A 23,413-nucleotide genomic window follows, 5' to 3' on the forward strand; every position below is an offset into this window, starting at 1 on the left:
GGAACAGACGATGGAACGACAGTACCCACGGAAAAAGACACCGGTTACCTATCTCGCGGTCTCGATCGCGTTCGCCCTGCAGGGCATGGCCGGCGTGGCTTCGGCGCAGCAGGCCCCGGCGGTGGATGCGGTGGACCTGGACAAGGTCGAGGTGAAGGCAACCTACCGCGAGAGCCTGCAGCAGTCGCTGGATGAAAAGCGCTACAGCGTCGAGCAGGTCGATGCGATCTACGCCGAGGACATCGGCAAGTTCCCGGATCTCAACCTGGCCGAGTCGATGCAGCGCATCGCCGGTGTCTCGATCGACCGCGAAGGCGGCGAAGGCCAGCAGATCTCGGTGCGTGGCCTGGGCTCGGACTTCACCCGCGTACGCATCAACGGCCTGGAAGCACTGTCCACCGCGGGCAGCGGCACCACCGGCGTCAACCGCAGCCGTGGCTTCGATTTCAACACCTTCGCCTCGGAGCTGTTCAGCCGGGTCAAGATCAACAAGACCCAGTCGGCACAGACCGACGAGGGCTCGCTGGGTGCCACGGTCGACCTGCGCGGCTCGCGCCCGTTCGACTTCGAGGGCTTCCAGGCATCGCTGGGCGGCCAGTACGGCTTCAACGAACTGTCGCGCAACAAAGACCCGCGCATCTCCGGCCTGATCAGCAACACCTGGGCCGATGGCCGCATCGGCGCATTGATGTCGGTGGCCTACAGCAAGCGCACCATCTACGAGGAAGGCTACAACCCGGTGCGCTGGGAGCATGGCAACTACCGCAACTCCAATCAGAGCACGGCCACCAACAACGGCACCTACGGCTTCTGCAGCCCGGCCGGCTACGACCCGCAGACCCCGCGCAACCCGCTGGCCAATGAGACCGCCGCCGGTGTGGGCAGCGCCGCCAACCAGGCGCGCAACAACGGCTGGGGCAGCTACGGCATCGATGCCACCCATTGTGGCCCGGGCCTGGACCGCCCGGCCGCAACCGCCGAGAACATCGCGGCGTACGAGACCGCCACCAACGCGTGGATTCCGCGGTACCCGCGCTACGTGCGCACCGATCACGAGATCGAGCGGCTGGGCATCACCGGCGCGCTGCAGTTCAAGGTCAGCGACGACACCCAGCTGAATCTGGACATGCTGTACTCCAAGCTCGACAAGAACGTCCGCGAAGACTCCATCGGCGCCAACCTGCACCGCACCGCGCAGTACGGCGGCAAGACCCAGATCGTGGTGCGCGAGGCGCAGGCCGACGAACAGAACCGGCTGGTCTACGGCGTGTTCGACAACGTGGACTTCCGCACCGAATCCACCGCGATCGAGGAAAGCACCGAGTTCAAGCAGTTCAGCCTGAACCTGGAACACCGCTTCAACGATGCGGTGCGCCTGGATGCGCTGGTCGGCCATTCCGAGTCGAACTACGCACGCCCCATCTTCTCGATGGTCAGCTTCGACAACAGCAACCTCGACGGCTTCGTGCTGGACATGCGCAACGGCGGCAAGGTGCCGAGCATGACCTTCCCGTTCGATCTGGGCAGCGTGAACAACTGGCAGTGGCTGGGCTACGGAAGTACCCCGGTGAACGCCAACGGCACCGCGCGCGGCGGCAACATCAGCGAAGTGCGGTTGAACCCGCAGTACGTGGACAACGCCTTCGATACCGCCAAGGTCGACCTGACCTTCGCCATCAACCCCACCTTCACCCTGCGCGGCGGCCTTGCCTACAAGGACTACGACATGCGCACCCAGGAGTTCCGCAACATCAGCTACGGGCGCCTGTCGCAGGCGCTGCCTGCCGGTGTCGGCGTGGGCGACCTGAGCACCACGCTGGACGGGTTCGGCAAGGGTCTGGATGGCAACATCCCGAGCGGGTGGCTGGTGCCGGACTTCAACAAGATCGCCAAGCTGCTGGACATCTACTGCAACTGCAACACCGGCACGCTCGGCGGCGACTACCGGCTGGCCAGCGTCGGCCACTTCGGCGCGTCGAACAACAACTTCGACGTCAACGAGAAGAGCTACGGCAGCTACCTGCAGCTGGACTTCAACACCGACCTGCTCGGCCGTGCGTTCCGCGGCAACGTCGGCGTGCGCTACGTGCGCACCGACATCACCGCCGCCGGCTATGCACCGTGCACCGCGGCCAACGCCAACGACCTGGCCGCCGCGTGCGAGCCCTTCCTGGGCGTGGCCAGCGCCACGGCCGATGCCGGCGAACGCCTGCTGGTCGGCACGCAGGTGGGTCATTCGTACGATGACTGGCTGCCCTCGCTGAACCTGGCATGGGACCTCACCGATACCGTGGTCCTGCGCTTCGGCGCCGCCAAGACGATGGCCCGCCCGACCCTGTCCAACCTGTCGCCGAGCGTCAGCGGTGGCCCGACCGCGTACTTCGACGACGACCGCAGCTACTCGATCAACCTGGGCAACCCGAAGCTGGACCCGTTCCGCTCCACCAACTACGACCTGAGCGCGGAGTGGTACTTCCAGGAAGGCGCGCTGCTCTCGGCCGCGGTGTTCTACAAGGACATCGAAAGCTATGTGCAGCGCACGCGCCTGCTGACCACCTGGGAAGACATGGGCTACTCGCTGGACCTGCTGCCGGCCGGCTTCAGCCCGGGCACCGTGTTCAACGTGCAGAGCTACTTCAACACCCCGGGCGGCCCGCTCAAGGGCTACGAGCTGACCTACCAGCAGCCTTTCAGCTTCCTGCCCGGCTTCTGGCGCAACTTCGGCGTGCAGCTCAACTACACCCACGTCGATTCGAAGATCAAGTACATCTTCAGCTCCGGCACCGGCAACACCATCGTTACCACGTACACCGAGAACGACCTGCTCAACCTGTCGCCGAACTCGTACAACGCCACGCTGTACTACGACGATGGTCGCTTCAGCGCCCGTGTCTCCACCAGCTACCGCGACGCGTACATCAGCACGATCCTGTCGCAGGAGAACGTCTGGGACCTGGACAACAACCAGTACGCGACCGCCGATGTGCAGGGCAAGTACAGCGTGGAGAACGTGGACTTCAACATGTCCTGGAAGGTCAACAAGAAGCTCTCGCTGACCTTCGAGGCGATCAACCTGCTCGACACCGCCGACGAGCGTTACGTCGATTCGGCGCTGTCGCTGCCCGATCGTTACACCCACACCGGCCGCCAGTACTACGTCGGCCTGCGCTACAAGTTCTGACCCGTGCTTCGGCTTCCGCCCCGGGTATCGCGTCCACTCCCGTCCTTCTCTCCGGGGTGTCGGGCGCGATGCCGCGGCGGAAGACCGCCCTGAAGGGGTGACGGCCCCGGTTGTTTCCGCTGTACCGTCACCGTTGTCGAAAGGAAGGCCCCATGCACCGCGTTGCTCCTGCCCTGCTCCGCCCGTCCCGTCTCTCCGCCAGCCTGCTGGCGCTGCTGCTCGCCAGCGGCCCTGCCTGGGCGCAGAACACGCCGCAGCTGCTGTTCCACGTGTCGGCCGAGCATGGCCTGGACGCGGACACCGCCGCCGGCGATGCGGTGCCGAACTTCCAGGACAAGGTGAAGCCGGTGGCCGACGGGGCCCACGGCCGCGCCATCCAGTGGGCCGACGATGGCGTGCTGTCGTGGAACGCGCCCGGCAACATCCAGGCCCAGCGCGGCACACTGGGCTTCTTCTGGCGCCCGCGCTATGCGGTGGGGGAAGCGCCGTTCGTGATCTTCCGGGTCGGCTACGCCGACCACAGCAGCTGGGACATGGCCTGGCTGCGCATCGACTGGAACGGCCACGGCTTCGATGCCTTCGTCACCGACGCCAACCTGGCGCGCACGCGGGTGTCCTTCCGGCTGGACCAGACGCCATCGCCGCAGCAGTGGCAGCACATCGCTTTTGGCTGGGATGAGGACCACGGTGTGCGGCTGTACGTGGATGGCCGGGAGGTGGCCCGCCAGGAGACCACCGCCGACTACGATGCGGCGCTGGACCAGCTCGGCCTGGCCGGGCGGGTGATGGCGCCCTACCAGGTGCAGAGCCGCTACAACTTCCTGCGCGGCAGCGACCTGGATGAGATCCGCGTCTACGACCGCCTGCTGGACCCGGCCGGCATGGCCGCGCTGGCCCGCAACGCCGCGCCCGCCACGGCCGTTGCACCGGCCGACCCGATGCGCGCCTGGAACCACCGGCACGGCTGGGACGGCGCACCGCCGCCGGCACTGGCCACCGCGACCACCACGATCCGCAAGGTCGAGTTCGCCGATGCCAAGGATCACAAGCAGTGGATGTGGAAGGCCACCGACGGCATCGCCGAGACCACCTGGCCGGGCGTGTACAACCGCTCGCGCCTGCCCGGCCGCAACGATTACTTCCAGCTGCCGGACTGGAACACCTACGTCGAGGGCGGCCAGCAGCTCGACCTGACCCTGCCCGAGGGCGAGACCGTCACCCGTATCGAGGTGCGCGGCGCCGCCTTCGGCGGGCTCGGCCACAGTGTTGGCGACCAGCCGGCGCAGCCGCTGTTCCAGCGGCCGCAGGGCGTGGTGCGCAGCGTCAACGACATTCCCGCACAGACCGGCGGGGTGCTGCACTTCCGCAACACCGAACAGGAAACGCCGATCCAGGAGATCTGGGCCTACCAGGTCAGCGATGCCGCCGAGCCCGACGGCACGGTCAAGCAGCGCTATCTGATCGACAGCCAGGCGCTGCCCGACTACACCAACATCGCCGACCTGCGCGCCTACATCGACGGCCGGTACCCGCCCGCCGAGCGCAGCACGGTGATGGCCCTGCCGAAGGGGGCCGGCTCACGCCGGCGCGCGGCCGACACGCTGCCCGCGCAGCCGCTGCCGATCGTGCACGTGCTGATTCCGTCCGGGGTCAGCGATGCGCCCGCCGCGCAGCCGTTGATCCGCAGCTGGGCGCACAGCTGGGAGAACATGCACGACGGTCTGGACGGGGTTGCCATCGACCTGCCGGCGCTCGATCTGCCGGCCGCGCGCGACGGCTTGATTCCGCTCAACATCCGCATCAAGGACCCGATCTGGCCGGCGCGCGACATGATCGACGTGTCGGTCTCGGTGAAGCCGGGCCAGAAGCGCACGCTGTGGCTGGACCTGCGCGACCGCATCCTGACCGCCGACAGTCTGTGGATCTCCATCGCCTCGGCCGCGCCCGGCTTCAACGCCGGCTCGCTCGATGGTGCGGAGATCCGCATGGTCTACAAGGACCGCGAGGAGGCAAAGAAGGAGCACCTCGCCGACCGCTTCAACCAGGTCCGCGACAACTGGGGCTTCCTGGTCGAAGAACACACCACCTCCAAGCGCCAGCGCCTGTACGCGCGCGTGTACGCCGATCTGAGCGACCTGCTGCGGGTTGATCCGGACCACGCGCTGGGCCGGCTGTACTGGAACTACATCAGCTACAACAGCCAGGGCAAACCGCCGTTCACCCAGCCCGAGGCGCCCAAGGGCGTGCCGCTATGGGCGTTCCGGCAGACCGAAGACCTGCGCTACGTGCGCCGCTTCATCGACTGGTGGATCGACCACCGCCAGATCGCGTACGGCGACTTCGGCGGCGGCATCTCCGACGACTCCGACCTGACCCAGCAGTGGCCGGGTCTGGCGCTGATGGGCGTGCAGCCGGACAGGCTCAACGCCTCGCTCACCGCGCTGTCCGACGCGGTGTACCGCAACGGGATGTTCAGCAACGGCCTGAGCACCATCGAGACCGACGAGCTGCACGCCTACGAAGAGGGCATCAACACCAACAGCGCGATGCTGTACCTCAACTGGGGCGATCCGCTGACCGTGGAGCGCCTGATGGAGACGGTGAAGGCCTTTGACGAGCGCATCATCCTGCCCAACCCGCAGGGCCAGCTGTTGTTCTCCAGCAACTGGTTCGGTGGCAACAAGGTGTACCGCGACCCGAACTGGCAGTGGCAGAAGCCCTACTCGTTCCCGGTGCTGCACCCGGCATTCCTGATGGGCCAGTACAACGCCGATCCGACCGGCCGCAAGCTGGTCACGGGCCTGGCCGACAGCTATCTGGCGCATGCCTATACCGACGACAAGGGCCGCTGGGCGCTGCCCAACGAGATCCACTGGGCCACCGGCAAGACCCGCGGCGGCGAGCTCAACAACGGCTCCGGCGGCGGCGATGTCATGCACACCTTCTGGGCGGCGTGGCGCTGGAGCGGCGACGACAAGTACCTCAAGGCGCTGGACTACCGCGTGGAGCGCGGCGGCCCGGGGGCGCTCTCCAATCTGGGCGAGAACTACGTCGAGGTGCTGGGCCGGGGGGCGCAGTGGAATCCGCGCTTCATCGCAGATGCGGACAGCGGCAATACCGGCTTCTCCAGCCTGATGGCCTGGCAGGCGACCGGCGACAAGACCTACCTGGAGGCCCTGCATGCCGATGGCATCCAGGCCAAGGCGCAACGCGAGTACATGAACACCGAGGGCCATTGGTGGTCCGACCGTGTCGAGGCGCCCAGCGAATTCCTGCAGCGTGCGCGCCTGGGCGGCATCGCGCTCAAGCGCAACCAGAGCTGGCCCGGGCATACCGTCAGTTGGCGCTTCGCCCAGCCGGACGCTGCCGAGCAGGTGGCGCTGCTGGTGCATGCGCCTTCGCCGGACCGCTTCAAGGTGATTGCCTACAACCTGGGCAAGCGGGCCGTGGAGGCGGACATGACCACCTGGAACGTCACCGCCGGGCAATGGCGGATGACCAGCGGCGTGGATCGCGATGGCGACGACCGCATCGACGGCAAGGCGACCACGCGCGAACTCACGCTGGAGCGCAGCGCCTCGACCACGCTGCGCTTCGCGCCCGGCCAGAGTCAGGTGTTCGAGTTCGAGCTGGTGCAGGCCGGTACGCCGGTCGAGCAGCGCCCCGACCTTGGCGTCGGCCGTGGCGATGTGCGCGTGGACGGCCGCCAGGTGCACGTCACCGTGCACAGCCTGGGCCACGTGGCAACGCTGGTGGGAACGGCGGTGCTTGAGGACGCGAACGGGCGTGAAGTGGCCCGCGTCGAGATCCCGGCGATGGACGCGCCCCTCGACCTGGTGCCGAAGACCACCACCGTGGCGCTGCCGTTGCCGGCCGCCAGCCGCGCGGGCCTGCGGGTGCGGGTGATGCTGCCCGATGGCGGTGCTGAAGTGACGCAGCTCAACAACGTGGTGCCGGTGGAGTAACCGTGAGCGGCATGGCTTCAACGCCATGCCGCCTACAACGTCACCGAACCCTCAATGCAGGTCACGCACGCGCCGCCGATCCATAGCGTTTCCCCCACCCGCTCCACCTGTACCCGCCCGGCCCGGCCCAACACCGTGCCCTGGCCGATCACATACCGGTCGGGCACGCCGCCTTCGCGCAGCAGCCACCGTGCAATACCCGCATTGAGGCTGCCGGTCACCGGGTCCTCCGGCGCGGCCTCACCGGCAATGAAGGCGCGCGACTCGAACTGCGTGTCCACACCGTCGCCGGCATCGCACGCCGCGAACACGCCCACCATCCATCCTTCCAGCGCGACGTAGTCGGGTCGCACGGCCAACACCGCCGCACGACTGCGCAGACGCAGCGCCAGCCACGGCGGCCCGTTGTCGACCCACTGCGCATCCACCAGGTCATCGGCGGCAACGCCCAGCCCCGTCCGCACGCGCTCCCGCAGCGCGGGCTCCAGCGGCCCCTCGCGCCGCAACGGGGGCGCTTCAAATGCCAACCCGGATGCATCCCGGCGGATGCGCACCAACCCGATCCCGCACTCCTGCACGATATCCCCGTCACGTGGCACGCCGCCATTGGCCAGCCACGCATGGCAACTGCCCAGGGTGGGATGCCCGGCGAACGGCAGTTCACCCAATGTGGTGAAGATGCGCACCCGGTAATCGGCACGTGGGTCGGTTGGCGCCGAGACAAAGGTGGTCTCGCTCAGGTTGGTCCAGCGCGCAAAGGCCGCCATGCGCGCCTCGCTCAGCGCATCGGCCTGCAGCACCACGGCCAGCGGGTTGCCCAGCAGCGGGTCGGTGCTGAAGACGTTGATCTGCAAGAAGGGGTGGAGGGACATGGGGCGCTCCTGCGCGGGGGGTGAGTCATTCTCGCCTGGCTCTACGGGGGGTAGAGCCGACCGTTGGTCGGCTGCTGTTCGTTCCGATGACGGAAAACCTGCGCGCTGCGCGCGAAGCCGACCAGAGGTCGGCTCTACGGGGGGTACTGCGCACGCACTGGTAGAGCCGACCGTTGGTCGGCTGCTGTTCGTTCCGATGACGGAAAACCTGCGCGCTGCGCGCGAAGCCGACCAGAGGTCGGCTCTACGGGGGGTACTGCTCAGGCACTGGTAGAGCCGACCGTTGGTCGGCTGCCCTTCGTTCCGACAACGGGAAACCTGCGCGCTGCGCGCGTAGCCGACCAGAGGTCGGCTCTACGACGGCCCCATTGGAGACCTAGGCGGCGTCGGTTTCCATGACCTGCAGCCGGCGCTGGTACCAGCCTTGCGTGCCGTCGGGTTCGAAGATGGCGCTGCGGGTCATCTCGCCTTCGTAGACATGCACCGAGATGGCCAGGTCGTCGTCGCTGGTGTTGCGGATGGTGTGGTACTCGTGTGGTGGGATCAGGCTGCCGGCGCTGCCGCAATCGCCGAGGATCGCGGGCTCGGCGCGGAAGCGGAAGCGCTCGCCATCGCGTTCCAGCAGCTGGTACTGGGTGATCTCCAGCTGCCCCAGCCACACCCCTTCCACGCACCACAGACCACTGTGATCGTGCAGCGGGGTGCCCTGGCCCGGCCCCCAGCTCATCGCCACGATGCTGTAGCCATGCGCGCTGCTGCGGTACAGCTCGCGCCGCGCGTAATGGTCGGCGATCGGACGGTGCACGCACGCAGGCAACTGGATGCGGCTGTCGGCGATGGCATCACACAGCGCGCCACGCAGGGTGGCGGCGATCCGATGTGCATCGTCGTGCTGCACCGCGTGGTCGATGGCCGCGATCAGTCGATCACGGCCATGAAACGGCGGAAACGGAGTCGGTTGCTCTTGCATGCCCCCAGTCTAGGCGATCCACGTCAACAGCGTGTTTGACTCAAATCACGGCAATTGCGCAACGATGCGCGCAATAGCGATCAATTCGCCGCTTTTGGTTAGGCCCAGCTATCGATCAGGGGATCAGCATCGGCCGCAATGCAGGCACTTCCCGGGCGAGCTCGGCGGTTACCAGCGTGGCGAACACCGCCGCGCCCTCTGGCCCAAGATGGGTGTAGTCGAAGGCGACCTTGGCCTGGCCCATCGGCTCGGCCACGGCGTTGTTCTGCACGGCCGGGCCGCCCGCGGCGGGCGCCGCGCCAACGGTGGTGCCGCCCAGTGCGGCGCTGACCTGCACCGGGCTGGCGGCGGCCTGCGCCAGCGGCATCGCGCCGACCGGGCCGAGCGCCTGCACCACCGCGCGGCTGCGCGCGTGCAGGTCAACCAGCGGCACGTCCATCTCGCGGGCCACGGCGCGCACCGCATCGGCCCACGGCGCCAGGTCGTCGATCAACACGCCATCGGCGAACTGCCGGCGGGTCAGCGGGGTCAGCAGAACCGGAACCGCGCCCGCCGCGCGGATCTCGCGCACGTAGCGGCGCAGGTTGTCCGGGAACTCGCGCTGCAGGTCGGTCGAACGGCCCGGCTTGCCCGGCTGGTCGTTGTGGCCGAACTGCACCAGCACCCAGGTGGTCGCGTAGCCCGGTGTGCGCATTTCCGCCTCGGCCAGCGCCCACGAACCTTCGGCGCGGTAGTTGTAGGTGCTGCGGCCGCCGCGCGCGAGGTTGGTGCAGGTGAGGAAGGAGGTGACGTGGCGGGCGCAGAAGGCCGGCCCCCAGCCGCCCTGTACCGCCGTGGTGGAATCGCCGACGAGCACGATCTTGCCCACGCGGATCGGGGTCGGCGCCGGGCGGTCGCCGATCGCCGGATCGGTGGCGGCGTGGGCCGCGCCCGTCATGACCCACAGCAGGCTGCCCAGCAGCCACGATGCATGCCGCATCAGAACGTACCTCGTTGGATGAAGGGAGCCTGCTGGTAGAGGCGGCGCTCGCCGCCGCGCGGATCGTCGGCCTGCTGCGAGGTGGCGTTGAACAGCATGGTCTGGCGGCGGTCGAGCGCGTAGGTCTGCCACGGCGGCAGCGCTGCATGGTTGGGGTCGCCGTGGCGGGCAAAGGCGATCAGCGCCGCGCTCATCGTGGCGGCCACGCGCGTGGCCTCCTCCCCGGTGCCGGTACGCGCGCCGGGCCGGTCGGTGTTGTCGAATACCAGCGGGATGTCGAGCGTGTGGAAGGCGCCGAACCTGCCGCCCTCCAGCGGTGAGCCCCAGTCCAGCTGGTAGGCCCAGGTCGGCGCGCCCTGCCGCGCACGTGCCTCCAGCTCCTCCACCGCGCCGCGCCACGAGCGTCCGGCGGTGGTGGCGGCGAAGAACACGTCCGAGGGCGTGTAGTGCGGATACAGGCGGCGGTATTCGGCGATCACCACCGCCGGCAGCAGGTCGACGTACTGCTCCTTCTCAAGCTTGGCCGGCAAGGTTTCCCAGGTCAGCGCGAAGTTGGCCGGGTCGTTGCCGAGGAAGGCGCGGGTTTCATCGTGCGTGTTGCCGATCACCATCGGAATCCCGGCCGACTGCGCCGGCGCCTCGGGCCAGAACGGATGTGTTGGCAGTACCTGGCCGTCCAGCACGGGGCCCACATACAGGCTGCTGTTCTCCACCCGCGACGGATCACGCGCGCGGGTGGCCGCCAGCAGCGCCTCCATCGGCATCGCGCGCAGCGCCTCGGCATCGGCCGCGCCCACGGCCTGCATCGCGATCTGGGCGCGCTGGGTGGCCGCACGCGGGCCCGCTGCCGTGACCTGCTGGCCGCTCATCGTCCACGCGCGCTGGAACAGCCCGCGCGCGGCCGGCATCGCCATCAGCGTGGCGATCTTGGCGCCGCCGCCGGACTGGCCGAACACGGTGATGTTGCCTGCATCGCCGCCGAACTCCGCCGCGTGCTGGCGCACCCACTGCAGCGCCTGCACCAGGTCGAGCTGCCCGACGTTGCCGGAGGCGGCAAAGCGCGCATCGCCCAGCTGGGCCAGGTACAGGTAGCCGAACACGTTGAGCCGGTGGTTGACGGTCACCACCACCACGTCGCCGCGCCGGCACAGCGCGCTGCCGTCGTAGAGCGGATCGCTGCCCGAGCCGTTGTTGTAGGCGCCGCCGTGGATGTAGAACAGGATCGGCCGCTTGCCGCCATCGCGCAGCGCCGGCGTCCACACGTTGAGGAACAGGCAGTCTTCGCTGCCCGGCCCGTCGCCGCCGCCCTGCGGGGCCGCGTTGCCGTATGCCAGCGCGTCGCGCACACCGTGCCAGGGCACCTCCTGCACGGCCGGCTGGAAGCGCCGGGGCGCGGTATCGGCGCCGTAGGCAATGCCGCGGAATACATTCACCCCCTGCTCCAACTGCCCGCGCAGGCGGCCACCGCGCACGCGCACCAGCGGTGCGGCATCGTGGCGTGGGCCGGGCACGCCAGCGAACGCCGGCAGCAGTGGCAGGCTGGTAGCGCCGAGCATCAGCGCGTAGCGCGCGCTGTCGCGCAGGAAGCGACGCCGTTGCAGATCGGCGGGGGAATCAGTCATGGCGCGCAGGCTCCGTGTGGCGCGAGGGAATCCAGCGCAGGGCCAGCCCGGGCCACTGCGCAGCGGTGGACGCGGCGGGAATGCGCACGCCGAAGCCGTGGCCGCCGGACGGGAACAGATGCATCTCGGTGGAAACGCCGGCGCGCAGCAGCGCCTGGTAATAGACCAGGCTGTTGTGCACGGACACCACGGTGTCGTCCTGCGCATGCACCAGGAAGGTGGGTGGCGTATCCGCGCGCACCTGGTCCTGCATCGAGAACCGGGTGGCCAGTGCGGCGTCCGGATGCGGTCCGAGCAGCCGCTCGCGCGAGCCGGTGTGGGCGTGCGGGCCCATGTCGATCACCGGGTAGATCAACAGCGCGACGTCCGGCCGTGCACTGAGCGCATCGACGGCATCGGCATGGGGATAGACCGGCGTATCGAAACCATTGCTCAGCCGCGCGGCCACATGGCCTCCGGCGGAGAAGCCCATCACGCCGATACGGGCCGGATCGAGCTGCCAGCGCGTTGCATCGGCGCGGATCACCCGCATCGCGCGCTGTGCATCGGCCAGCGCCGCCTGCCGATCGCTGCGTCCGGCCGGCAGCCGGTAACGCAGTACGAACAGCGTGATCCCGCCCTGCTCGACAAATGCCGGCACCAGTGCGGTGCCCTCCTTGTCCAGCACGATCCGCTGGTAGCCGCCGCCGGGAATGACCAGCAGGCCGGTGCCGTTGGGACGCGCCGGCCGGTACACCACCAGGTACGGCGCATCGACATCGTCGATGTAGCGGTCCGGCAACGCCGGATCGGTGCTGCGCTCGACCACGTGGGGCACGCGCGGTGTACCGCGTTCGCCGGGGACCTGGCCGGCCGGCCACAGCGCGATGCGGTCCGCGCTGCCCGGCGCCGGTTCGGTATCGGCACCGGCACCGGCGGCATGGAGGGGAAGGCTCAACCCGGCGATCAGCAACCAGCCGGCCAGCAACGGCATCACTACGGCGCGCGGCATCCGCAAACGTCCTTCTGCAGGGATAGGGAACGGTCATGGTGCCTGCCGACGCGGTTCTGACGCGCTGCACATTGCCAATGACACCGGTTTACCATATACAGCACATCCAAGCGCTGTCGATTGGCAGTGCAACAAATCATCGGGAGACCCGCTTGAGCAACGACCAGGGCAAACAGGACCTGCCAGACCAGGGGTTGGGCGAGATCGCCCGCGCGTTCGTCAGTGCCCGCCAGCAAGGGCAGGCGTTGGCCGATTTTCCGGGGAATATCCCCGATGATCTGCTCACGGCCTACCGTGTGCAGGACCAGGCCATCGACCTCTGGGATGACCGCGTGGTGGGGTGGAAAGTGGGTTACATCGCCGCCGAGCGCCGCGATGCGTCCGGCGACGACCGGCTGCTGGGCCCGATTTTCTCGCGTCGGCTCTGGAATGCTACCGGTGGAACAGTGGACATTCCGGTGTTCGTCGGCGGCTTTGGCGCGGTCGAAGCGGAGTTCGTGATCCAGCTCCAGCAGGATGCCCCGACCGACAAGCTGCACTGGACGCCCGAAGAAGCCGAGGCGTTGCCCGCCCGGCTGTTCATCGGTGTGGAAGTGGCCAGCAGCCCGCTCGCCACCATCAACAAGCTCGGCCCGCGTGTGGTGGTGTCCGACTTCGGCAACAACAACGGCCTGGTGCTGGGTGCGGAGATCCCGGACTGGACCGCGCTGGACGACGCCGACCTGCGTGCGGAAACCCGCATCGAGGGCGAGGTGGTCGGCACCGGCGGTGCGACCCTGCTGCCCGGTGGCCTGCGCACCGCCTACGCGTTCGCGCTGGCGCGCTCGGCGCAGCGCGGCCGCCCGCTCAAGGCCGGCGACCTGATCGCCAGCGGCAACGCCACCGGCATCCATGACATTGCCGTGGGCCAACAGGCATTGATCCGTTTCGCCGGCTACGGCGACATTACCTGCAAGGCCATCGCCGCCGGGTAACCGCGCGGACATGGCGAGCACGCTTGGGAGGGCGCAGATGTTCACTCGCAGAAGTTTCATGGCCACCGGTCTGGGCGCGCTTGCCGTGCCCGCGCTGACGGCCTGCTCACGGTCGTCCAATGCCGCACCGGCCGGTGCGCAGCTGTTGACCGCCACCGACGTCCACGTAGCCGACTACCCGACCGTGACCGCGGTGAAGTGGATCGGCAGGACGCTCGAGGAAAAGACCGGCGGCCGGCTGCGCCTGCGCCAGTACCACTCCGGCCAGCTCGGCCGCGAATCCGAAGCGATCGACATGGCCCGTTTCGGTGCCATCGACATCACCCGCGTGTATTCCGGCGCGCTCAACAACGCCTTCCCGCTCACCCAGGGGCTGTGCCTGCCGTATGTGTTCGAGTCGGTGGCGCACATGCGCCGCGCGCTCGACGGCGGCGTGGCCGACACGGTGCTGCAGGGCTTCGAGCACCGCGATCTGGTCGGCCTGGCGATCTACGATTCCGGCGCGCGCTGCTTCTACAACACCAAGCATCCGATCGTGGAGCCGAAGGATCTGCACGGCCTCAAGCTGCGCGTGGCGTCCTCGGACATCTTCATCCAGCTGATGCGCCTGCTCGGTGCCAACCCGACGCCGATGTCGCTGGGCGACACCTTCTCGGGCATGGAAACGCACATGATCGACGGTGCGGAAAACAACATGCGCAGCTTCCACTCCAGCCGCCATTTCGAGGCCGCGCACTACTGGTCGCAGAGCGACCACTCGTATGCGCCGGACGTGCTGCTGATGTCGCGGCAGAGCTTCGATGCGCTGAGCCCGGCCGACCGTACCCTGGTGATCGAGACCGCGCGCGAGTCGGTGCAGGTGATGCGCGAACAGTGGGACGCGTCGGAAAACACCGCCCGCCAGGCCGTTGCCGATTTCGGCATCCGCTTCAACGAGGTCGACATGCCGGCCTTCCGCAAGGCCGCCGACCCGTTGCTGCAGCAGTACCTGCAGCAGCCGGAGCTGGCTGCCCTCACCCGTCGCATCCGCGACTTCGCCTGAGGCCCTGCCGCGATGTCCGACCCGATTTCCGAAACCCCGGCCGACCTGCGTTCGGCGCCGCAGCGCGCGCTGGACCGTATCGCCGACGTGGCCATCTACATTGCCGTTGCCGCTCTGCTCGGGCTGGTGGTGGTGCAGGGCTGGCAGGTGTTCGCCCGCTACGTCATCAACGATTCGCCAAGCTGGACCGAGCCGGTGACCCTGCTGCTGCTGGCCACGGCCATGAGCCTGGGCGCGGCCACAGGCGTGCACACGCGCCGTCACTTCGGCTTCTTCCTGCTCGCCGCGCACATGGGCCCTGGCCTGCGGCGTGCGGTGGACATGTTCGCCGCGCTGGTGGTGGTGGTGCTGGGCGCGGTGATCGCCTGGTGGGCAGCCGTGCTGCTGCTTGACGGGCTGGACATCAAGACCGCCGGCGCCAACCTGCCACAGAGCATCAACTACCTGCCGCTGTCGATCGGCGGCGCGCTGATGGCGGTGTTCGCGCTCAACCAGATGGTGCAGGCCGCGCAACCGCCGGTTGCCGACGCAGAAGGAGACCGCTGAGTCATGGGTATTACGATTCTTTTCACCGTCTTCGCGGTGCTGCTGCTGCTCGGTGTGCCGGTGGCCTATGCGCTGGCCGCGGCCGCGCTGGCAACGCTGTGGTACCTGGACCTGCCCACGCTGGTGCTGGTCCAGCAGATTTCCGCCGGCACCGGGTCGGCCTCGCTGATCGCCATTCCACTGTTCATCTTCGCCGGTGAAATCATGATGCGCGGCGGCATCTCCGAGCGCCTGATCTCGCTGGCCTCCTCGCTGGTGGGGCGCCTGCGCGGTGGCTTGGGCCAGGTGTCGATCCTGTCCTCGCTGTTCTTCGGCGGTGTGTCCGGCTCGGCCATCGCCGATGTCTCGGCGGTGGGCGGCACGATGATTCCGCAGATGGTCAAACGCGGTTACGACCGCGATTTCGCCGTCAACGTGAGCATCACCGCTGCGCTGGTGGCACTGCTGGTGCCGCCGTCGCACAACCTCATCCTGTTCTCGGCCGCGGCCGGTGGCGGGCTGTCGATCGCCGATCTGTTCGCCGCCGGCATCGCCCCGGCGCTGCTGATGACCCTGGCTCTGATGGTCACCGGCTACGTGGTCGCACGGCGTCGCGGCTACGGTGTGGAAGTGTTCCCCGGCTGGCGTGCAGTGGCCCTGCGGCTGTTCTCCGCCCTGCCCGGCCTGGGCCTGGTCGCGCTGATCTTCGTCGGCATCCGCGCCGGCATCTTCACTGCGGTGGAGAGCGCGGCAATCGCCGTGGTCTACGCGCTGCTGGTCACCACGGTGCTGTACCGCCAGCTCAACTGGCGCGAGTTCCTGGGCACGGTCACCCATGCCGCCCGCAGCACCGGCGTGATCCTGTTCGTGATCGCCACCGCGGCGGTGTTCGGCTGGCTGCTGGCCTACCTGGAAGTGCCGGCGGCAGCGGTGGACTTCCTGCAGTCCTTCGCGCACAGCAAGTTCATGGTGCTGCTGATGATCGTGGTGATGCTGCTGCTGCTGGGCACCTTCATGGATCTGGCACCGATGATCCTGATCTGCACGCCGATCTTCCTGCCGGTGGCCAAGGCCTACGGCATCGATCCGATCCACTTCGGCCTGGTGCTGGTGCTGACCGGCGGGCTGGGGCTGGTGACGCCGCCGGTGGGGTCGGTGCTGTTCATCGGCACCTCGATCGGCAAGATCACCGTCGGCGAGAGCATGCGCTCGATCTGGCCGTTCTGGTTCGCCGCGCTGGGCGTGCTGCTGATCGTCACCTTCTTCCCGGAGCTGTCGCTGTGGCTGCCCGCCCTGCTGCGCGCCTGACGATGCATCGCGCCGCCGCCCTGCTGCTGATCGCCCTGCCCTGCGCCGCGCTTGCGGCCCCGGGGCAGGAGATTCCGCTGCGGGCGTTCCAGGACGCGATCAACCACTGGCAGAGCGGGCACGGCACGGACTACCCGCGCTACCGCCCCGACCAGTACCGGGAGATCGCCGACAACCTGGTGCTGTTGCAGCACCGTGGGGGCGGCTGGGCGGTCAACCAGGACCCGCAGCGGATCCTCGACGACCGTGCGCGTGCCGAGGTGGTGGCCGCGCAGGCCAGCGCCGGCGGCAGCTTCGACAACCGCAACATCCATACGCAGGTGGCCTACCTGGCGCAGGCCTTCGATCGCAGTGGCGATACGCGCTATCGCCAGGCCGCCGTCCGCGGGCTGGATTTCATCCTCGCCGAGCAGATACCGGCATGCGGCGGCTGGCCGCACTCGGTGCCGTCGCGCACCGCGTACCACGGCCATATCACCTTCGCCGACGATGTCACCAGCGGCGTGCTGACCACGCTGCGGCGGGTGCAGCAGGACCCGGTCTTCGCCTTCATCGACGCCGACCAGCGCGCCCGCGTCGATCGCGCCGTGCGCCAGGGCGATGCCTGCGTGCTGCGCCTGCAGGTGCGCCAGGGCGACGCGTTGACCATCTGGGCCGGGCAGTACGACCCGGCCACGCTGCAGCCAGCACAGGGACGCCGCTTCGAGCTGCCGGCGCTGGTCGTCGACGAAAGCGTGGGCGTGGTGCGCTACCTGATGTCCATTCCCGACCCGTCGCCGGAGGTGATCGCGGCGGTGGACGGGGCGATGGCGTGGTTCCAGGCGCACGCGCTGCAGGGCGTGCGCCTGGAGACCTTCGACGCCGCGCCAGAGCAGTTCCAGAATCACCGCAGCACGATCGACCGCCGCCTGGTGGACGATCCCGGCGCACCGCCGCTCTGGGGCCGCTTCCACGACCTGCGCGACAGCACCGTGGTGCTGGCCAACCGCGAGGGCGAGCGCGTGGCGCGCTTCGACCAGGTGCCGCGCGAGCGACGCACCGGCTACCACTGGTACGGCACCTGGCCACAGGCGCTGATCACCACCGATTACCCGCGCTGGCAGCAGCGCCTTGCCCGGACCGGCGCGCGCTGAGCGCGGCCGTCCCACGATCCACCCTTCGGGAGAGAACGGATGCATCTGAGGAAGACCCTGGCGATTGTCGCCACCGCCTGCCTGCTGCTGGCCGGCGCCGGCCATGCCGCCGAGCCGTCCACCGCCTGGACGCGCGGCATCGAGAACCAGCGCCAGGCCGACCTGGGCAACGGCACCTTCCTCAACCCGGTGTTCGCCGGCGACCGCCCCGACCCGTCGGTCCTCAAGGATGGCGAGGACTACTACCTGACCCTGTCCTCCTTCGACGCCTATCCCGGGTTGCCGATCTGGCACTCGCGCGACCTGGTCAACTGGCAGCCGCTGGGCCACGCCATCACAAAGAACGTGGGCGCGATCTGGGCGCCGGACATCGTCAAGCACGGCAGCCGCTACTACATCTATTTCCCCGCCCGCACCGGCGAGCACCGCAGCAACTTCGTGGTCTGGGCCGACAGCATCAAGGGCCCGTGGAGCGAGCCGATCGACATCGGCCTGGGCGGCTATATCGATCCGGGCCACGCGGTGGGTGAAGACGGCAAGCGCTACCTGTTCCTGAGCGGCGGCGACTACGTGCAGCTGGCCGACGACGGCCTCAGCGTGGCCGGTACGCCCAAGCACGTCTACGACGGCTGGAAGTACCCGGAAAGCTGGGATGTGGAGGCGTACGCGCAGGAAGGGCCGAAGATCAATTTCCGCGATGGCTGGTACTACATGACCACCGCCGTGGGCGGCACCGCCGGCCCGCCGACCGGCCACATGGTGATCACCGCGCGCTCGCGCTCGATCCACGGCCCGTGGGTGAACGCGCCGAACAACCCGATCATGCGCACCCGCTCGGCCGCCGAGCCGTGGTGGTCGCGTGGCCATGCCACCGTGATCGAGGGCACCGACGGGCGCTGGTGGATGATGTACCACGGCTACGAGAACGGGTACTGGACGCTGGGCCGCCAGGCGCTGCTGGAGCCGATCGAGTGGACCGCCGACGGCTGGTTCGTGGCCAAGGGCGGCGACCTCGGCCAGCCGCTGGCCAAGCCCTCCGGAACCTCGGTGGGCGCGCATGGCATGGCGCTGTCGGACACCTTCGCCGGCCCGGCGCTGGGCGCGCAGTGGTCCTTCTTCAACCCGGCGCAGGACGAATACCGCCGCCTGGACTTCAGTGGCGAGGGCCTGCTGCTGCAGGGCAAGGGCCAAACCCCGCGCGACAGCTCGCCGCTGACCGCCATTGCCGGCGACAAGGCCTACCAGTTCGAGGTGGAGATGGAGATCGCCCCCGGCGCGGTCGGCGGCGCCCTGCTCTTCTACAGCGACCGCCTGTACGTGGGCGTGGGCAGCAACGGCGAGAAGTTCATCATGCACCGCTACGGCGAGGAGCGCCCCACCCGCCTGGCCCCCAGCGCCACCGGCGGCCGGCTGTGGCTGCGGGTGACCAACAACCGCCATATCGTCACCATCCACTCCAGCACCGACGGCAAAACCTGGCAGAAGTACCCGGTTCAGATGGAAGTCTCCGGCTACCATCACAATGTGGCCGGGAAGTTCCTGGCCCTGAAACCGGCGCTGTACGCCGCCGGCGACGGCAAGGTCCGCTTCCGCAACTTCCGCTACCGCGCCCTCGATTGAGAGGGCCGCTAGAATCCCCTGACTCATCCCGGTTCGAAACGACATGTCATTGCGCAGCAAAACCGATCCGTCCCCGCACGGATTGACCAAGGGCAAGGCCGCCACGATCAACGACATCGCGCGTCTGTCCGGGGTATCCAAGAAGACCGTCTCGCGCATCATCAACAACTCCCCGCTGGTGCGTAAGGACACGCGCGAGAAGGTCGAGGCGCTGATGCGCGAAGTCGGCTACGCGCCCGATCCCCTGGCCCGTGGGCTGGCGTTCCGCCGTTCGTTCCTGATCGGCATGGTGTACGACAACCCCACCGCCCAGTACATCGTGGACATGCAGTACGGCGCGCTCGACGCGCTGCGCGGCTCCAGCTTCGAGCTGGTGGTGCACCCGTGCGACTCGCGCAGCCCCGGCTACATCGAGGGTGTGCGCCGCTTCGTGCAGCAGCAGAAGCTGCACGGCGTGATCCTGGTGCCGCGTGCGTCGGAAGACCAGGCGCTGGTGGACATGCTCGACGAGATCGGCTGCCGCTTCACGCGCATCGCCTCGCTGCCGCTGGATGACACCTCGCAGATGGTGGTCACCCACGACCGCGACGGTGCGGCCGAAGCGGCCGATTACCTGCTGTCGCTGGGCCATCGCGACATCGCGCTGGTGACCGGCCCGAGCGCCTACCGTTCGGCGCACGAGCGCACCGCCGGTTTCATCGATGCCCTCGCCCAGCGCGGCATCGAACTGCCGCCGGCGCGCATCGTGGAGGCCGGTTATACCTTCGAATCCGGTGTGGCCGCCGCCGAGAAGCTGCTGCTCGGCAAGCAGCGCCCGACCGCGATCTTCACCGGTAACGATGAAATGGCGGCCGGTGTGTACAAGGTCGCCCTGCGCGCGGGGATCAACATCCCCCGCCAGCTCTCGATCATCGGCTACGACGACAGCCCGCTGGCCTCGCGCCTGTGGCCGTCGCTGACCTCGGTGCGCCGCCACACCCGTGACACCGGGCGTACCGCGGCGGCGATGCTGATCCAGCCCGATGGCCAGGCCGCGCTGCAGATTGCCAGCGTGCGCCCGCACCTGATCGTCCGCGATTCCTGCCAACCGCCGGAGGATTGATCCGCGCCGCGATGGCAACGACGCGTGGTCATGATCAACGCGTCGCCATGCGCCGGGGCAACCGGCTGCCGATCGCACGGCTTTTCCCACATGCATGGAGCGGCCCGCCCGCCCCACCTTGCACCGCAAAATGACACCGGTTTCCTATCTGGCTAGAATGATCGGAAACCGCGCCGGGGCCGACCCGTCGGCCCACCCCTGCTCTGGAGACGCCATGTACTGCAAGACCCACTACGCCACCCATCCCGACGCCATCAAGGGCGCCAGCAACGACGACCTGCGCGAGCTGTACCTGCTCGATGGCCTGTTCAATGCCGATGCGGTGACGCTGAAGTACACCCACTACGAGCGCTTCGTGCTCGGCGGTGCCGCCCCGGTCACCGGCCCGGTCGCGCTGCCGCGCCAGACCGAACCGGCCTCGGCCGCCGGCCATGCCTTCCTGGAGCGCCGCGAGCTGGGCGTGATCAACGTCGGCGCCGGCAGCGGCACCGTGACCGTGGACGGCACCGTCTACACCCTCGGGCCGAAGGACGGCCTGTACGTGGCGATGGGCAGCGAGGACGTGGTCTTCGCATCCGACGATGCCGCCAACCCGGCCCAGTTCTACCTGGCCTCGACCCCGGCGCACGCGCGCTTCGAGACCAAGGCGCTGTCCATCAAGGACGCGGTGGCCCTGGACCGCGGTGCGCTGGAAACCAGCAACGAACGCACCATCTACCAGTACATCGTGCCGGCCACCTGCCAGTCCTCGCAGCTGCTGCTGGGCCTGACCGTGCTCAAGCCGGGCAGCGTCTGGAACACCATGCCGCCGCACCTGCACGACCGCCGCAGCGAGGTCTATTTCTACTTCGATCTGGGCCAGAACGACCGCGTGTACCACTTCATGGGCGAGCCGGACGCGCAGCGCCACATCGTGATCCAGAACAACGAAGCCGTGGTGTCCCCGCCGTGGTCGATCCACATGGGTGCCGGCACCAGCAACTACGCCTTCATCTGGGCGATGGGCGGCGAAAACCTGGATTACACCGACATGCACGTGCTGGACATCTGCCAGCTCAAGTGACCCATCGCGCGCCGCCCGCACCGTGTGGGCGGCGCCTGTTACGCATCGAAAAGGACCGCATACGCAATGGCTAATCCGTTCAGTCTGGAAGGCAAGGTCGCTCTGGTCACCGGTGGCAATACCGGCCTGGGGCAGGGCATCGCGGTGGCACTGGCGCAGGCCGGGGCCGACGTCGCCGTGGCCGGCATCGCGCCGCCCACCGAGACCATCGCCAAGATCACCGCGCTGGGTCGCCGCTGCCTGGCCATCGAAGCCAACCTGATCAGCATCGAACCGGTCGAGCGTGTCATCCGCGAAACCGTCGAGGGCCTGGGTGGCCTGGACATCCTGGTGAACAATGCCGGCCTGATCCGCCGCGCCGACGCCGTGGACTTCAGCGAGCAGGACTGGGACGACGTGATGAACGTCAACATCAAGTCTGCGTTCTTCATCTCGCAGGCGGCCGGCCGCCACTTCATCGCGCAGGGTCGCGGCAAGATCATCAACATTGCCTCGATGCTGTCGTTCCAGGGTGGCATCCGCGTGCCGTCGTACACCGCCAGCAAGAGCGGCATCGCCGGCATCACCCGCCTGCTGGCCAACGAGTGGGCCAACAAGGGCATCAACGTCAACGCGATCGCCCCGGGCTACATGGCCACCGACAACACCGCCGCGCTGCGCGCCGACGAGGACCGCAACAAGTCCATCCTCGACCGCATTCCGGCCGGCCGCTGGGGCACCCCGGAAGATCTCGCCGGTACGGCGGTGTTCCTGGCGTCCAGCGCCTCGGACTACGTCAACGGTTCGGTCATTCCGGTCGACGGCGGCTGGCTGGCCCGGTAAGCCACACCCTCCAACGATGCGCCCACGCGGGCAGACGATGGGCGCCCTTGGGCGCCCATCTGTCATTCGGGCACCTTCCTCTGCCCGGTAGTGCCGGCCGCTGGCCGGCAGCTCTTCCACAAGGAGCATGACCATGCTGCGTTTGCTGCTGTCCCTGTCGCTGCTGATGGCGGCCCCCAGCGCGCTGTGCGCCCCGCACCGCGTCTTCATTGCCGGTGACTCCACCGCCGCCGCGTACGGCCCGGAGCGCGCGCCACAGGCCGGTTGGGGCCAGGCCCTGCAGAGCTATCTCGATCCGGCGGTATGGGAGGTGCGCAACCACGCCAAGGGCGGCCGCAGCACGCGCAGCTTCATCGAGGAAAAGCGGCTCGACGTGATCGCCGCCGAGATCCGGCCCGGTGACGTGCTGCTGATCCAGTTCGGCCACAACGATGCGAAGGCCGAAGACCCCACCCGCTACACCGATCCGGCCACGGTCTACCCGCAGTTCCTGATGCGCTACGTGCAGGTGGCCCGCGACAAGGGCGCCACGCCGGTGCTGATCACCCCGGTGGCGCGGCTGCTGTACGACTTCGGGTCGCTGCTGGATACGCATGGGCTGTACACCCAGGCGGTGAAGCAGCTGGCGGCGCGCGAGCAGGTTGCGCTGATCGACCTCAACGACCGTTCCAGCCGCTGGATCCGCGCGCTGGGCGAGCAGGGCGCGCGCCCGTACTTCCTGTTCGTGCCCGAGCAGAACAAGGCCGACGGCACGCACTTCAGCGTGGCCGGTGCCACCGCCGTGGCCTGCCTGGTGGTGCGCGACTGGGTGGACCTGCAGCCGGCGCTGAAAACCGCCCTGAAGCGCGACATCGACTGCGACGTCAGCCGGCCCGCAGGGCAGGGCGCCGATGCCGCCAGACCCTCGCGCGTGGTTCACGAACGCGATATCGCGATCACCCAGCCCGGTCCGCATGGCGGTGCCGGCCCCACCACCGCCTACCCGTTCTTTGCCGACGACACCGACCTGCCGTTCGTGCTGCGCAAGCGTGTGCTGCACAAGGGCGCCGGCATCGGCCTGCACCCGCAGCACAAGGACGAGATCTACTACATCGTCAGCGGGCAGGGCAGCTATGTGCTGGATGGCAGGCAGTACGACGTGGCGGCGGGCGATGCGCTGCTGACGAGGACCGGCAGCTCGCATGCGCTGCAGCAGGTGGGGGAGCAGGATCTGGTGGTGTTGTTGGCGTATCCGCGGTAGGGGC

At 68.4% G+C, this 23,413-nt stretch carries 17 protein-coding genes; 12 read left to right on the forward strand and 5 right to left on the reverse strand.

Translation table 11 applies throughout. The annotated features are described in order from the left end of the window. Positions 1 to 10: 10 nt before the first annotated feature. Together ACLB90_RS10030 and ACLB90_RS10035 are read left to right on the forward strand one after the other, a co-directional pair. Entirely contained in the window at positions 11 to 3,181 is a 3,171-nt protein-coding gene (locus ACLB90_RS10030; protein ID WP_411849369.1) for a TonB-dependent receptor, read from the forward strand. Positions 3,182 to 3,333: 152 nt separating this feature from the next. Further along, positions 3,334 to 7,146 (forward strand): LamG-like jellyroll fold domain-containing protein, encoded by a 3,813-nt coding sequence (locus tag ACLB90_RS10035; RefSeq protein WP_411849370.1) that lies wholly within the window; start codon positions 3,334 to 3,336, stop codon positions 7,144 to 7,146. 32 nt (positions 7,147 to 7,178) lie between these two features. On the opposite strand, the gene ACLB90_RS10040 is transcribed toward ACLB90_RS10035, so the two are convergent. The 5 genes from ACLB90_RS10040 to ACLB90_RS10060 all read right to left on the reverse strand — a co-directional run bounded on the left by ACLB90_RS10040 (position 7,179) and on the right by ACLB90_RS10060 (position 12,580). Next, positions 7,179 to 8,018 (reverse strand): PhzF family phenazine biosynthesis protein, encoded by an 840-nt coding sequence (locus ACLB90_RS10040; protein WP_411849371.1) that lies wholly within the window; start codon positions 8,016 to 8,018, stop codon positions 7,179 to 7,181. 376 nt (positions 8,019 to 8,394) lie between these two features. Then, positions 8,395 to 8,988, reverse strand: coding sequence for a cysteine dioxygenase (locus tag ACLB90_RS10045; RefSeq protein WP_411849372.1), 594 nt, complete (start codon positions 8,986 to 8,988; stop codon positions 8,395 to 8,397). Between the two features lie 115 nt (positions 8,989 to 9,103). Next, positions 9,104 to 9,967, reverse strand: coding sequence for a rhamnogalacturonan acetylesterase (locus tag ACLB90_RS10050; protein ID WP_411849373.1), 864 nt, complete (start codon positions 9,965 to 9,967; stop codon positions 9,104 to 9,106). Beyond that, positions 9,967 to 11,523 (reverse strand): carboxylesterase/lipase family protein, encoded by a 1,557-nt coding sequence (locus ACLB90_RS10055; RefSeq protein ID WP_411852734.1) that lies wholly within the window; start codon positions 11,521 to 11,523, stop codon positions 9,967 to 9,969. The genes ACLB90_RS10050 and ACLB90_RS10055 overlap by 1 nt, the downstream gene beginning before the upstream one ends. A 58-nt stretch (positions 11,524 to 11,581) precedes the next feature. Beyond that, positions 11,582 to 12,580 carry an alpha/beta hydrolase gene (locus ACLB90_RS10060; RefSeq protein WP_411849374.1) on the reverse strand — a complete coding sequence of 333 codons (999 nt, stop codon included), beginning with the start codon at positions 12,578 to 12,580 and terminating at the stop codon, positions 11,582 to 11,584. Between the two features lie 152 nt (positions 12,581 to 12,732). On the opposite strand from ACLB90_RS10060, the gene ACLB90_RS10065 reads away from it, so the two are divergent. The 10 genes from ACLB90_RS10065 to ACLB90_RS10110 all read left to right on the forward strand — a co-directional run bounded on the left by ACLB90_RS10065 (position 12,733) and on the right by ACLB90_RS10110 (position 23,409). After that, the gene (locus ACLB90_RS10065) at positions 12,733 to 13,554 is read left to right on the forward strand and encodes a 2-keto-4-pentenoate hydratase (protein ID WP_411849375.1); all 822 of its coding nucleotides are present in this window, start codon (positions 12,733 to 12,735) and stop codon (positions 13,552 to 13,554) included. 37 nt (positions 13,555 to 13,591) lie between these two features. Then, positions 13,592 to 14,596 (forward strand): TRAP transporter substrate-binding protein, encoded by a 1,005-nt coding sequence (locus ACLB90_RS10070; protein ID WP_313160338.1) that lies wholly within the window; start codon positions 13,592 to 13,594, stop codon positions 14,594 to 14,596. A 12-nt stretch (positions 14,597 to 14,608) separates the two neighbouring features. After that, positions 14,609 to 15,142 (forward strand): TRAP transporter small permease, encoded by a 534-nt coding sequence (locus tag ACLB90_RS10075; protein ID WP_166472408.1) that lies wholly within the window; start codon positions 14,609 to 14,611, stop codon positions 15,140 to 15,142. A 3-nt stretch (positions 15,143 to 15,145) separates the two neighbouring features. Then, positions 15,146 to 16,429 (forward strand): TRAP transporter large permease, encoded by a 1,284-nt coding sequence (locus ACLB90_RS10080; protein WP_153165481.1) that lies wholly within the window; start codon positions 15,146 to 15,148, stop codon positions 16,427 to 16,429. Then, positions 16,402 to 17,562: a pectate lyase gene (pelA, locus tag ACLB90_RS10085; RefSeq protein ID WP_411849376.1), complete on the forward strand. Its 1,161-nt coding sequence runs from the start codon at positions 16,402 to 16,404 to the stop codon at positions 17,560 to 17,562. Before ACLB90_RS10080 ends, pelA begins: the two co-directional genes overlap by 28 nt. Positions 17,563 to 17,601: 39 nt before the next feature. Next, positions 17,602 to 19,182: a family 43 glycosylhydrolase gene (locus tag ACLB90_RS10090; protein WP_411849377.1), complete on the forward strand. Its 1,581-nt coding sequence runs from the start codon at positions 17,602 to 17,604 to the stop codon at positions 19,180 to 19,182. 43 nt (positions 19,183 to 19,225) lie between these two features. Beyond that, a complete protein-coding gene (locus ACLB90_RS10095; RefSeq protein WP_017355510.1) occupies positions 19,226 to 20,284 on the forward strand; it encodes a LacI family DNA-binding transcriptional regulator in 1,059 nt (352 codons plus the stop codon). A gap of 214 nt (positions 20,285 to 20,498) precedes the next feature. Further along, the gene (gene kduI / locus ACLB90_RS10100) at positions 20,499 to 21,347 is read left to right on the forward strand and encodes a 5-dehydro-4-deoxy-D-glucuronate isomerase (RefSeq protein WP_313274264.1); all 849 of its coding nucleotides are present in this window, start codon (positions 20,499 to 20,501) and stop codon (positions 21,345 to 21,347) included. Between the two features lie 66 nt (positions 21,348 to 21,413). Next, positions 21,414 to 22,169: a 2-dehydro-3-deoxy-D-gluconate 5-dehydrogenase KduD gene (gene kduD, locus ACLB90_RS10105; protein WP_411849378.1), complete on the forward strand. Its 756-nt coding sequence runs from the start codon at positions 21,414 to 21,416 to the stop codon at positions 22,167 to 22,169. 133 nt (positions 22,170 to 22,302) lie between these two features. Continuing rightward, positions 22,303 to 23,409 (forward strand): GDSL-type esterase/lipase family protein, encoded by a 1,107-nt coding sequence (locus ACLB90_RS10110; RefSeq protein ID WP_411849379.1) that lies wholly within the window; start codon positions 22,303 to 22,305, stop codon positions 23,407 to 23,409. The last annotated feature ends 4 nt before the right edge of the window (positions 23,410 to 23,413 follow it).

It is taken from the genome of Stenotrophomonas sp. LGBM10 (genome assembly GCF_046736075.1).
In the GTDB taxonomy this organism is placed as follows: domain Bacteria; phylum Pseudomonadota; class Gammaproteobacteria; order Xanthomonadales; family Xanthomonadaceae; genus Stenotrophomonas.